This is a genomic window from Tardiphaga alba, assembly GCF_018279705.1.
Lineage (GTDB): Bacteria > Pseudomonadota > Alphaproteobacteria > Rhizobiales > Xanthobacteraceae > Tardiphaga > Tardiphaga alba.
The window spans coordinates 1003453-1016281 of record NZ_CP036498.1 but is presented as its reverse complement, the minus strand read 5'-3'; the positions used below and the strand labels follow the sequence as shown (position 1 = coordinate 1016281).

The following is a 12829-nucleotide window of genomic DNA, read 5'->3' as shown; positions in this document are numbered from 1 at the left end:
TCACCGATCCAAGTCCATCGCAGTGACGCGCCCGTCTCAGGATGGAACGACACAAACTACTCACGGGAGCGATCGGCAGATCGAAGAAAGTTTCTCACATATCGATGCATGGACGCGACGTGGACGAGAGGAAGTATGGTCCAGACGACGCGGAGGCACCAACGATGAGACTCAGAACCGTTCGCGAAACTCCATAGCAATCCTCTGACCTTCGCTTTGCCCCGTCAAGCAAAACATCAACCGGAGGTGGCGGCGCACACGATGCGCGTGCGCTGCAGCAGGCGTCGCGAATGACAGGGATGCGAATGATGAGGTGCGTGAAATTATTTTGCGTGGTTTCGCTTTCAAGCAAGCCGGTTTCGCTCTTGGGCAAGTCTGCACAGGCATGGCGAGCTACTGATGAACTACCAAAAACGATGCCGGATCATCACACAGAGCCGGCGCTCATGTCTGGGAGGACGTCACAATGCGGAAGGTGCTTCTCGCGACTTGCCTTGGGACAATGGCTGTTTCTGCCGCCAGCGTCGCCATCGCGAATGATGAACTATCGAAAATGGCGGCCAACCCGAAAGATTGGGTGATGCCCGCGGGGGACTACGCCAACACGCGCTATTCCAAACTCAACCAGATCAATGCCGGCAATGTCGGCAAGCTGCAGGTCGCATGGACCTTCTCCACCGGCGTGCTGCGCGGCCATGAAGGCGGGCCGCTGATCATCGGCAACATGATGTATGTGCACACGCCGTTCCCCAACAAGGTCTTTGCGATGGACCTGTCGCAGGACAGCAAGATCGTCTGGAAATATGAGCCGAAGCAGGATCCGAACGTCATTCCGGTGATGTGCTGCGACACCGTCAATCGTGGCGTCGCCTATGCCGACGGCAAGATCTTCCTGCATCAGGCCGACACCACGCTCGTCGCCCTCGACGCCAAGACCGGCAAGGAAGTCTGGACCGTGAAGAACGGCGATCCCGGCAAGGGTGCCACCGGCACATCGGCGCCGCTGGTCGTCAAGGACAAGGTGTTGATCGGCATCTCCGGCGGCGAATTCGGCGTTCAGTGCCATATGACCGCCTATGACCTGAAGACCGGCAAGCTCGCCTGGCGCGCTTATTCGGAAGGACCGGACGACCAGATCATGTTCGATCCGCAGAAGACCATGGCGCTCGGCAAGCCGGTCGGCAAGGATTCCAGCCTGATCACCTGGCAGGGCGATCAGTGGAAGATCGGCGGCGGCTGCACCTGGGGCTGGACCTCCTATGATCCCGAGCTGAACCTCGTCTATTACGGCTCGGGCAATCCCTCGACCTGGAATCCGAAGCAGCGCCCCGGCGACAACAAGTGGTCGATGACCATCTTCGCACGCGATGCCGACACCGGCATGGCCAAGTGGGTCTATCAGATGACGCCCCATGACGAATGGGACTATGACGGCGTTAACGAGATGATCCTCAGCGACCAGCAGATGAACGGCCAGAACCGCAAGCTGCTGACGCATTTCGATCGCAACGGTCTCGCCTACACTATGGATCGCGTCACCGGCGAACTGCTCGTCGCCGAGAAATACGATCCGAAGGTGAACTGGACCACCGGCGTCGATATGAACAAGTCGTCGCCGACCTATGGTCGGCCGAAGGTGGTCGATCAGTATTCCACCGAGAAGCAGGGCGAGGACGTCAACACCAAGGGCGTCTGCCCGGCGGCACTCGGCACCAAGGACCAACAACCGGCCGCCTATTCGCCGGATACCCAGCTGTTCTATGTACCGACCAACCATGTCTGCATGGATTACGAGCCGTTCAAGGTGAACTACACCGCCGGCCAGCCCTATGTGGGCGCGACGCTGTCGATGTATCCGCCTCCGGGTGAAACCCACATGGGCAACTTCATCGCCTGGGACAACAAGACCGGCAAGATCGTGTGGTCCAACAAGGAGCAGTTCTCGGTGTGGTCCGGCGCCCTCGCCACCGCGGGCGGCGTGGTGTTCTACGGTACGCTGGAAGGCTATCTGAAGGCGGTCGATGCCAAGACCGGGAAGGAGCTCTACAAGTTCAAGACCGCCTCCGGCATCATCGGCAATGTCACCACCTACGAGAACAACGGCCGGCAATATATCGCGATCCTGTCCGGCGTCGGCGGCTGGGCCGGCATCGGTCTCGCAGCCGGCCTGACGGATCCGACGGCAGGTCTCGGCGCCGTCGGCGGCTACGCTGCCCTGAGCAACTACACGGCGCTCGGCGGCTCGCTCACGGTGTTTGCACTCCCTCAGTAAACTGACCGCTTCGTCACCCGGCGCATGGCTTCGTCCATGCGCCGGTCTTTTCTGAAATGCATGCCGAGGACAAGCTCTTGCGCCAGTTCCGTTTCGCACTCGCCGCGATCGTCGTCGTGGCATCCGTCCATGTGAGTTTCGCCGGTGACGTCGGCGATCCCACCGCCGTCAAATCCGAGGAAGGCAAATATCTCGACAAGGACGGCAACCCGACCTTCAAGGTCGGCGCCGATGGCACCGTGGACTGGTACACCTATTCCGGTTACCGGCGCTATCACTCGGAATGCCATGTCTGCCACGGCCCCGACGGCATGGGCTCGACCTACGCGCCCGCACTCCGGGACTCGCTGCAGAAGATGGACTACGGCGCCTTCCTGGAAGTCGTTGCCAGCGGCCGCAAGAACGTCAATTCGTCCCAGGAGAGCGTGATGCCCGCCTTCGGCGATAACACCAATGTCGCCTGCTACATGGACGACCTCTACATCTATCTGCGCGCCCGCGCCAATGATGCGGTCGGCCGCGTCCGCCCGGCCAAGCGCGAGGAAAAGCCTGCCGCCTACACCGCAGCCGAGAGTTCCTGCATGGGCAAGCCGCAGTGACGTCAAATGCCGCCAAACCGCCCGCCCCAACGGCGTGATATCGGGAGCCAAAAATGAAAACGCGTGCTGCAGTCGCCTTCGAAGCCAGGAAGCCGCTCGAAATCGTCGAGGTCGATCTGGAAGGACCGAAGGCCGGAGAAGTCCTGGTCGAGATCAAGGCCACGGGCATCTGCCACACCGACGCCTATACGCTCGACGGCTTCGACAGCGAGGGCATCTTTCCCTCGATCCTCGGCCATGAAGGCGCCGGCATCGTCCGCGAGGTCGGCCCCGGTGTCACCTCGGTGAAGCCCGGCGATCATGTCATCCCGCTCTACACGCCGGAATGCCGGCAGTGCAAAAGCTGCCTGAGCCAGAAGACCAATCTCTGCACCGCGATCCGCGCGACACAGGGCAAGGGCGTGATGCCCGACGGTACCTCGCGCTTCAGCTATCAGGGCAAGCCGATCTATCACTATATGGGCTGCTCGACCTTCTCGAATTTCACGGTGTTGCCGGAGATCGCCGTCGCAAAGATCCGCGAGGACGCTCCGTTCGACAAGAGTTGCTACATCGGCTGCGGCGTCACAACCGGCGTCGGCGCCGTGGTGAACACCGCGAAAGTCACCCCCGGCAGCAATGTCGTCGTTTTCGGCCTCGGCGGCATCGGCCTTAATGTGATCCAGGGCGCCCGCATGATCGGCGCGGACCGCATCGTCGGCGTCGACATCAATGACGACAAGGAAGAATGGGGCCGCCGTTTCGGCATGACCCACTTCGTCAATCCGAAAAAGATCGACGGCGATATCGTGCAGCACCTGGTGGGCCTCACCGATGGCGGCGCCGACTACACATTCGACTGCACCGGAAACACCACGGTGATGCGCCAGGCACTGGAAGCCTGTCATCGCGGCTGGGGCGTCTCCGTCGTCATCGGCGTCGCGGAATCCGGCAAGGAGATTTCGACGCGGCCATTCCAGCTCGTCACCGGCCGCGTCTGGAAGGGCACCGCTTTCGGCGGCGCACGCGGGCGCACCGACGTTCCAAAAATCGTCGATTGGTACATGGGCGGAAAGATCGAGATCGATCCGATGATCACCCACGTGCTCAAGCTCGACGAGATCAACAAGGGATTCGATTTGATGCATGAGGGCAAATCGATCCGCTCGGTCGTGGTGTTCTAGGTCAAGGCAACAAAACAGGGAGGATCAACTGATGACTGTTCATATCCATCCGTCGGTCGATGGCGGCGTCAAGGCAGGTAATGGACACTTTGCCGGCGGCACGCTGGTCTGCAAATGCGCGGACCGGAAGGTGAAGGTCGCCGTCAAAGGCGATGTTGCCCACAATCACGCATGCGGCTGCACCAAATGCTGGAAACCGGAAGGTGCAACATTCTCCGTCGTCGCCGTGGTACCGCGCGAGAACGTCTCCGTGACGGAGAATGGTGACAAGCTGCGCGTCGTCGATGCTGCTGCAGTGATCCAGCGCCATGCCTGCACGGGTTGCGGCACGCATATGTATGGACGCATCGAGAACAAGGGCCATCCATTCTATGGTCTGGACTTCATCCATCCCGAACTGTTCGAGGAAGCCGGCTCGGCAGCACCGGGCTTTGCGGCCTTCGTCTCGTCGGTGATCGAATCCGGCGTGCCCCGGGTGACATGGGTGGCATTCGCGCTCGTCTTAAGGAACTGGGACTGGAGCCCTATGACTGCCTGTCACCGCCTCTGATGGATGCGATCGCCACGCACGTGGCCACAGCGAAAGCGGCGTGACATCAAAGAACAGACAACTGGCGGCGGTTATACGGGCGCCGGCTGAGGCACCATTATCGATGTCCGCTCCCGGCTCCGGCGGCGGGCATCACTTCTTTGGGTAAGAGCCGGAACGCAGAGCATGTCTCGCTTGGCAATAAAATGGCGCGCCCGAAAGGATTCGAACCTCTGACCCCCAGATTCGTAGTCTGGTGCTCTATCCAGCTGAGCTACGGGCGCGTGCTGTGGATGTGGACGGAAAAGCCTGAAGGCAGAACCACCGACATCGATGCGTTTCGGGAAACTGTGTTCGCGAAAGCGGGCCATAGCTACCGGGTCGAAGGCGGCTTGGCAAGCACCCTGAGCCGGTTATTTCATCGATGTGACACGCAAAATGATCGACCGTCAGGCGCGGGCGCGTTCGGAGCGGATTGTGTGCAGCTCCACGGGCCGGTCTGGCAGCGTAATGCGGAAAGTTGCACCAAGCGTCCCCTCGACGAGATTGATGTCGCCATCATGCGCGCGCACCAGCTCGGCCGCGATGGCGAGGCCCAGGCCAGTCCCGCCCGGCCGAGACGATCCCTGAAACGCCTCGAAAAGGTGATCTCTCGCCTTTTGCGGCACGCCGGGACCGGTATCTGACACTTCAAGAATCGTCACGGCGCCTTCGCGGCGCCCGGTGATCCGAATCTGCGGCGGCGCTGCGTCGCTGTCCGGCTGTCCTTCGAGGGCCTGCGCGGCATTGCGGACCAGATTGAGCAGGATCCGAAACAGCTGGTCCGGATCGGCATCGATCACCAGACCGCGCTCGATGGCGTCAATCCAACCGATGGATGCATCGGCTGCAAGACCCGCGGATTCACGCACATCACTGACGACCGTTTCGACCAGGATCAGCCGTCGATCCGGAGCTGCTTCCTGCGCGCGACCATAAGAGAGCGTCGACTGACAGAAGGCGATCGCGCGCTCCAGCGAGCGCATCAGCTTCGGCGCAAAGCGCTGCACGCGCGGGTCCGGCACACTGCTCAGCTGATCGGACAGCAATTGCGACGATGCCAGCAGATTGCGGAGATCGTGATTGATCTTCGACACGGCGAGGCCGAGCGCGGCGAGCCTGCTCTTTTGATGCAGCATCGAGACCAGATCGCGCTGCATGTCCGACAATTCGCGCTCCGCCACGCCGATTTCATCGGCGCGTTGGCTGGGGACTATGATGCGTGCTGGACTTTCGGGGTTTTCGTGAAATGCGACCATATTTGCGGTCAGCCCCGCATCGGCCGCACGAACAGGTAATGCAGGGTAATATAGACCAGCCCCGCGGACAGGATCGCCAGCCCCAGCGAGACCCACAACAGATTGCTGGAAAACCGGTACATCGCCTGCCGCAGCGGCAATTCGTCGAACACCACCTCGATGAACTGAGCCCCGCCGGGAGCCGGGCCGATCACCCGGATGGCCTGATTGCCGGTTTCGAACATCATCTGGAAGGAATCGATGATCGCGGACCACACCGTCATCGATCGCATGTCGATATCGTGATCGATCTGGGCCGGGAGGTCGGCGCTGGCCAGAAGCCTGCGCTGCTGTCCCCATTTGATGGCCACGGCCCGCGCGCCGATACTGCTGAGAATCTGCCGGGACAGCGATTCCGGCACCATGCCGAGGGGGCGGCATCCAGCACCAGCGCGGCCGTATTGGCCGCCGCCAGTTTGTCATTGAGACGGTTGATGCGGAAATTGGCGATCGAGGGCACGTAAATCAGGATCTGAGCCGCCAAAACGAGCGGAATGGTCAGCAGCAGCAACTTGCCGGACAGACCAAGCTTTCGCCAGGGGCCGAGACCCAGCGTTGGGATGGATGGTCGTTGGTCCGCCGATGACACGCGATGCGCCTCGAATTTCTGACGTTATGACGCTGACTTTTAGTAAGTGGACTATTCGGCGATACGGGTCGAGCGACGAATAGTTACGGTAAAGTAACACACTACGGCGCTCGTCCGCCCAGCGAACAGACGGCCATCCAGACTACATGCGGCCCAGCCCGTCAACTTGTCCAAATCTGAGGTTTTCCGCCAAGATGGCTGTGATATTCGCGCAGCCGATGCTGCAAGTTGTTACCGGGCAAGATTGACGAAAACAGGACGCTCGCTTATAAGCCGGCCAACTGTCCGCGATGGCCCGGCTTTTGTCGGGGCGGCCTTTAGGGGTCGAACGCGCTTGCAGCCGGAAACGGCTCGCGAAGTCAACGTCTTAGGGCACATCTCAATTTAATTGGTGATCGATTGCCAGCACGGCGGTCTATTGCCCGGTTCTTTCGGAGTACGACCCGTGAAGCGCACTTATCAACCCTCGAAACTGGTGCGCAAGCGCCGCCACGGCTTCCGTGCCCGTCTCGCCACCGTTGGCGGCCGCAAGGTTCTCGCTGCTCGCCGCGCCCGTGGCCGCAAGCGCCTCAGCGCCTGATCGGATCTCCTTCCGAGACATCATCATGGAGCGGTTACGGCAGCGAGCGGACTTCCTCGCTGTCGCCGCTTCATTGCGCGTGAACGCCCCTGCTTTTGTCCTGCAGCAGCGACACCGTGATGACACCGGCCCGGTCCGGGTCGGTTTTACTGTTACCAAGAAGAATGGAACCGCGCCCGAGCGGAACCGGATCAAACGCCGGCTTCGCGAACTGGTGAAGCGCGTCGATCCATTGTCTATGCGCGCCCACAGCGATTATGTGCTAGTCGGCCGTCGCAATGCGCTGACGCGCGATTTTGCTACCATGCTCGATGACCTCCGCTCGGCGCTGCACAGGCTCGAACGGCAATCTTCCAAAACCGCGACTTCAAAGATCACTGCTGCAAAAACGACGTGACCTGACGGCTCCGGCCTGCCACAAGCAGCGCGCAGCCGGCCCCAGGCCCGCCGCACCTGCATTTCGGATAACGAGACCTGAACGATGACCGACAATCGCAACACCATTATCGCCGTCGTTCTGTCCGGCCTGGTGCTGATAGGCTGGCAATATTTCTACAACATCCCGCAGATGGAAAAGCAGAAGGCGCAGCAGGCCACCCAGGCCCAGCTCGCGAACCCTGCTCAACCCGCGGCCGGCGGCAGCACGCCGCAGCCGGGCTCGGCGGCCCCGACGCCGGCTGGTGCGCCCACCAATGCCGCTCCCTCCAATGCGCCGGTCAGCCGTGACCAGGCGATCTCGTCCACCAAGCGCGTGAAGATCGACACGCCGCGCCTCGCAGGCTCGATCTCGCTGAAGGGCGCCCGCCTCGACGATATCGCGCTCACCAAATTCCGCATGACCGTCGATCCGACTTCGCCGCCGATCACGCTGTTCTCGCCCTCGGGCACCGCCGCGCCTTACTACGCCGAATTCGGCTGGGTCGGCGCCACCGGCACCACCGCGAAGCTGCCCGACGCCAACACCGAATGGACGCAGGAAGGCACCAACGCCCTCACCCCGTCGTCGCCGGTGGTTCTGAAGTACAACAACGGCGAAGGCCTCACCTTCACCCGCACCATTTCGATCGACGACCGTTACCTGTTCTCGATCAAGGATGACGTCGCCAATGCCGGCAGCAACCCGGTCACGCTGTACCCGTTCGCGCTGATCTCGCGCCACGGCACGCCGCATGTGGAAGGCTATTACATCCTGCATGAAGGTCTCGTCGGTTATCTCGGCGACCAGGGCCTGCAGGAATACGGCTACAAGAAGATCGAGGAAGCCAAGTCGGTCCCGTTCAACGTCACCAATGCGTGGCTCGGCATCACCGACAAATACTGGGCCTCGGCGCTGCTGCCCGACACCACCGCGAAGCTGCAGGCGCGCTTCTCGTCGAACCTCGCCGGCACCGTCCGCACCTATCAGACCGACTATCTGCAGGACGCGCAGACCGTCGCGCCCGGCGCTTCGACATCGGCCAATGCGCGCCTGTTCGCCGGCGCCAAGGAAGCCGCCACCGTCGGCCTCAACTTCCCGATCGCGGTCGGCCTCGGCGGCTATAATCAGTCGCTCGGCCTCAACCACTTCGATCTGCTGATCGACTGGGGCTGGTTCTACTTCATCACCAAGCCGATGTTCCTGGCGCTCGACTGGTTCTTCCACCTGTTCGGCAATTTCGGCGTCGCCATTCTGCTGGTGACGGTGCTGGTCAAGATCATCTTCTTCCCGCTCGCCAACAAGTCCTACGCCTCGATGGCGAAGATGAAGGCGATCCAGCCGCAGCTAATGGCGCTCAAGGAGCGCTATCCGGACGACCGGATGAAGCAGCAGCAGGAAATGATGGAGATCTACAAGAAGGAGAAGATCAATCCGGTCGCCGGCTGTCTTCCCGTCCTGCTGCAGATCCCGGTGTTCTTCTCGCTCTACAAGGTCCTGTTCGTCACCATCGAAATGCGCCACGCGCCGTTCTTTGGCTGGATCAAGGATCTGTCGGCGCATGATCCGACCAACCTGTTCAACCTGTTCGGTCTGCTCCCGTTCGATCCGACGGCGATCCCTGTTCTCGGTCACTACCTCGCGCTCGGCATCTGGCCGATCATCATGGGCATCACGATGTGGTTCCAGATGAAGCTGAATCCGACGCCGCCGGATCCGACCCAGAAGATGATCTTCGACTGGATGCCGCTGATTTTCACCTTCATGCTTGCGGGCTTCCCGGCCGGCCTCGTGATCTACTGGGCCTGGAACAACCTGCTCTCGGTGCTGCAGCAGGCCTACATCATGAACAAGAACGGTGTGAAGGTTGAGCTGTTCGACAATATCAAGTCGACGTTCGGCAAGAAGCCCGCCGAGAAGAAGAGCTAGTCTCTGAATTCACAACGACGCAAGGACACCTCTCCCCGCCGGGGAGAGGTCGGATTGCGAAGCAAGCCGGGTGAGGGGGCTACACTCGGACAAAGCTTGCGGCGCCCCCTCACCCGCGCGCAAGAGCGCGCGACCTCTCCCCGGTGGGGAGAGGTGTTTGAGCGTCGCTGAGAACAAGGAAAGCTCACGCATGACCACCGAACCCGATGCGGAGCTGATCGAACAGGGGCGCCTGATGTTCGCAGGCGAGTGGAAGTTCATCTGGGCTTCCCCCTCGCTTGAGACCCTGCCTCCCATGGCCGGGATGGAAGTCGCCTTTGCCGGCCGCTCCAATGTCGGCAAGTCCAGCCTGATCAATGCGCTCACCGGCCGCAACGCGCTGGCGCGCACCTCGCACACGCCGGGCCGCACCCAGGAACTGATCTTCTTCGAAGGCCCGAACAACGGCGATTTCCGTCTCGTGGATATGCCGGGCTATGGTTATGCCTCCGCGCCAAAGGCCAAGATCGCGTCCTGGACCAAGCTGATTTATTCTTTCCTGCAGGGCCGCGCGACGCTGGCCCGCGTCTATGTCCTGATCGACAGCCGCCACGGCCTCAAGGACGTCGATCTCGACGTGCTGAAGTCGCTCGACCGTTCCGCCGTCAGCTACCAGATCGTCCTCACCAAGGCCGATCAGGTGAAGAAGGCCGAGCTTGAGAAAGTGAAAGAAGAGACCCAGGCCGCGCTGCGCACGCATCCCGCTGCCTTCCCGGAAATCCTGGTGACGTCCTCGCGCGACGGCGGCGGCATGGCCGAGCTACGCGCCGCGATGATGCGCCTGCTCAACGAGCGCAGCTGATGAACCGTATGGCCCTGTTTCGCATCGTGATCATCTGTGCCGGCATCATGGGTGCCGATGGCGTAATTCTCGCTGCCGCCTCGGCGCATCAGCCCGACGCCTCGCGCCTCGCCTCCGCATCCTCGATGCTGCTGTTTCACGCCGCTGCGGTTCTCGGCGCAGTCGCGCTGATCGAGCGCGGTATTGCGCATCTGCGGATCGGCCTGACCGCGGCATTCGGTCTTGTCATTGGCGCGTCATTGTTCGCGGGGGATCTAACGCTGCGCCAATATATCGGCCACGGCCTGTTTCCCATGGCCGCGCCGACCGGTGGAACGCTCATGATCGTCAGCTGGATTGCGCTGGCGGTATCCGCGGCATGGCCGCGGAAATAGGCTCTGTCCCGTAGCCTGGATGGAGCGAAGCGAAATCCAGGAATCAGAGCTTCAACACATCGCCGGTCCCCGGATTGCGCTCCGCTCCATCCGGGTTACGCCCATGCGGCCTCGGCCTTTGCACCCCTCCCGCCAATCAGCTAGAACGCGGCGCAGATTGCTCACCGTGAGATCCGCTTCATGACCGACGCGCCCATCATCAGTGCTCTCGAAAAGGCCCACATCCTCTCCGAAGCGCTGCCGCATATGCAGCAATATGACGAGGAAACTATCGTCATCAAGTATGGCGGCCACGCCATGGGCGCCGAAGATACCGCCCGCGCTTTTGCCCGCGACATCGTGCTGCTCGAGCAGACTGCCATCAATCCGGTGGTCGTCCATGGTGGCGGCCCGCAGATCGCGCAGATGCTCACGCGTCTCGGCATCAAGTCGGAATTCGCCGCCGGATTGCGCATCACCGACGCCGCGACCATCGAGATCGTCGAGATGGTGCTGGCTGGCTCGATCAACAAGCAGATCGTCAGCTATATCAACGAAGCCGGCGGCAAGGCCGTTGGCCTCTGCGGCAAGGACGGCAACATGGTCACCGCGTCAAAGGCGACGCGCACCATGGTCGATCCGGATTCGAATATCGAGAAGGTGGTTGATCTCGGCTTTGTCGGCGAACCCGAAAAGGTCGATCTCACGCTGCTGAACCAGCTCATCGGCCACGAACTGATCCCGGTGCTGGCGCCGCTCGCTGCATCCAAGGAAGGCAAGACCTACAACGTCAATGCCGACACCTTTGCCGGCGCCGTCGCCGGCGCATTGAAGGCCAAGCGTCTTCTGCTGCTGACCGACGTGCCGGGCGTGCTCGACAAGTCGAAGAAGCTGATCCCGGAACTGTCGATCAAGGATGCCCGCAAGCTGATCGCCGACGGCACCATTTCCGGCGGCATGATACCGAAGGTCGAGACCTGCATCTATTCGCTGGAACAGGGCGTCGAAGGCGTCGTGATCATCGACGGCAAGACCCCGCATGCAGTGCTGCTCGAACTCTTCACCAATCAGGGCACGGGCACGCTGATCCACAAGTGATGGACAAGTCGCGCAGCAGAAGCTCCGTCGTGCCCGGGCTTGTCCCGGGCATCCACGTCTTCTGGCAACGCGTGACCCAAGGCGTGGATGGCCGGCACAAGGCCGGCCATGACGGTGGGAAAAGTTTCGGGCACGCACTACTGCTTGGCGCCAGCTTCTTCCTGACCGCCTTCACTACTACCGCCTCCGCCGATCTCAAGCTCTGCAACCGCATGAGCTATGTCGTCGATGTCGCCATCGGCATCGATGACAAGAGCGCGACCGCCACCCGCGGCTGGTTTCGCATCGATCCCGCGCAATGCAAGGTCGTCGCGCAAGGCACCATCGCTGCCGATCGCCTGTTGCTGCATGCCCGCGTGCTGCCACTCTATGGCGCAGCCCCCGCGCAGAGCGGCAGCGACAATCTTTGCATCGCTTCAGACAATTTTGTCATTGCCGCCGCGCGCCAGTGCCGTGCCGGGCAGACGCTGGCGCCCTTCACCACCATCCAGCCATCACAGACCGAAGACGGCCACATGGTCGCCTATCTCGCCGAAGACAGCGAATATGACGACGAGCAAGCCAAGCTCGCCGCAATCCAGCGCCTGTTGTCGATCGCCGGCTATGACACCACACCCATCGACGGCGTCGACGGCCCGAAAACGCGGAATGGCCTCGCCGCCTTCCTGAGGAGCCGCGGCCTCACCGACGATATCGTCAATGCGCCGAACTTCTTCGAGGCCATGGTGACGGGCGTGCAGGCGCCGTCCGCCAATGGACTGACCTGGTGCAACGACACATCCTACAAAGTGATGGCCTCCATCGCGACCGACGATGGCAAGGGCGTCATCGCGCGCGGCTGGTATCGCATCGAGCCCGGCAAATGCCTGCGCCCCGATGTCACCGGCCAGCCGAAGCAGCTGCTCTCCTTCGCCGAAGCCGTCGATGACACCGGCCGCGCCATCCGGCTCGGTGACCAGCCGCTGAACTGGGGCGGCCCGCGCACGCTGTGTACGCGCGAGAGTAAATTCGAGATCCGCGAACACACCGACTGCGCCGCGCGCGGCCTCACCGCGTCCGGCTACGCGACCGTGGACATGACCGCCGGCGGCAAGACGCTACGATTCGCGATGCCTTGAGCGAGA

At 61.8% G+C, this 12829-nt stretch carries 10 protein-coding genes, 1 tRNA gene and 2 pseudogenes; 11 read left to right on the top strand and 2 right to left on the bottom strand.

From position 1 onward, the window contains the following. The first annotated feature begins 466 nt into the window (after positions 1–466). The 4 genes and pseudogenes from xoxF5 to gfa all read left to right on the top strand — a co-directional run bounded on the left by xoxF5 (position 467) and on the right by gfa (position 4628). Entirely contained in the window at positions 467–2272 is a 1806-nt protein-coding gene (gene xoxF5, locus RPMA_RS04815; protein WP_211911776.1) for a lanthanide-dependent methanol dehydrogenase XoxF5, read from the top strand. A gap of 56 nt (positions 2273–2328) precedes the next feature. Next, the gene (locus tag RPMA_RS04810) at positions 2329–2871 is read left to right on the top strand and encodes a c-type cytochrome, methanol metabolism-related (protein ID WP_211911775.1); all 543 of its coding nucleotides are present in this window, start codon (positions 2329–2331) and stop codon (positions 2869–2871) included. A gap of 53 nt (positions 2872–2924) precedes the next feature. After that, positions 2925–4034 carry an S-(hydroxymethyl)glutathione dehydrogenase/class III alcohol dehydrogenase gene (locus RPMA_RS04805; RefSeq protein ID WP_211911774.1) on the top strand — a complete coding sequence of 370 codons (1110 nt, stop codon included), beginning with the start codon at positions 2925–2927 and terminating at the stop codon, positions 4032–4034. A gap of 31 nt (positions 4035–4065) precedes the next feature. Further along, positions 4066–4628 (top strand): annotated as a pseudogene (gfa, locus tag RPMA_RS04800) (S-(hydroxymethyl)glutathione synthase). 142 nt (positions 4629–4770) lie between these two features. Here gfa and RPMA_RS04795 read toward each other — a convergent pair. Further along, a tRNA-Arg gene (locus tag RPMA_RS04795) sits at positions 4771–4847 on the bottom strand. Positions 4848–5012: 165 nt separating this feature from the next. Next, a pseudogene (locus RPMA_RS04790) lies at positions 5013–6489 on the bottom strand (sensor histidine kinase). Between the two features lie 445 nt (positions 6490–6934). Here RPMA_RS04790 and rpmH point away from each other — a divergent pair. From rpmH to RPMA_RS04755, 7 genes are all read left to right on the top strand, one after another. After that, positions 6935–7069, top strand: coding sequence for a 50S ribosomal protein L34 (rpmH, locus tag RPMA_RS04785; RefSeq protein ID WP_011471298.1), 135 nt, complete (start codon positions 6935–6937; stop codon positions 7067–7069). A 25-nt stretch (positions 7070–7094) separates the two neighbouring features. Further along, a complete protein-coding gene (gene rnpA, locus RPMA_RS04780) occupies positions 7095–7466 on the top strand; it encodes a ribonuclease P protein component (RefSeq protein WP_211911773.1) in 372 nt (123 codons plus the stop codon). 84 nt (positions 7467–7550) lie between these two features. After that, a complete protein-coding gene (yidC, locus tag RPMA_RS04775; protein WP_211911772.1) occupies positions 7551–9413 on the top strand; it encodes a membrane protein insertase YidC in 1863 nt (620 codons plus the stop codon). Positions 9414–9603: 190 nt separating this feature from the next. Continuing rightward, positions 9604–10254 carry a ribosome biogenesis GTP-binding protein YihA/YsxC gene (yihA, locus tag RPMA_RS04770; RefSeq protein WP_211911771.1) on the top strand — a complete coding sequence of 217 codons (651 nt, stop codon included), beginning with the start codon at positions 9604–9606 and terminating at the stop codon, positions 10252–10254. Further along, positions 10254–10628: a DUF423 domain-containing protein gene (locus RPMA_RS04765; protein ID WP_211911770.1), complete on the top strand. Its 375-nt coding sequence runs from the start codon at positions 10254–10256 to the stop codon at positions 10626–10628. Before yihA ends, RPMA_RS04765 begins: the two co-directional genes overlap by 1 nt. A gap of 180 nt (positions 10629–10808) precedes the next feature. Beyond that, complete coding sequence (gene argB / locus RPMA_RS04760) at positions 10809–11705, top strand: acetylglutamate kinase (protein WP_211911769.1); 897 nt, start codon at positions 10809–10811, stop codon at positions 11703–11705. An 83-nt stretch (positions 11706–11788) separates the two neighbouring features. Beyond that, positions 11789–12823: a DUF1036 domain-containing protein gene (locus RPMA_RS04755; protein ID WP_249225690.1), complete on the top strand. Its 1035-nt coding sequence runs from the start codon at positions 11789–11791 to the stop codon at positions 12821–12823. The last annotated feature ends 6 nt before the right edge of the window (positions 12824–12829 follow it).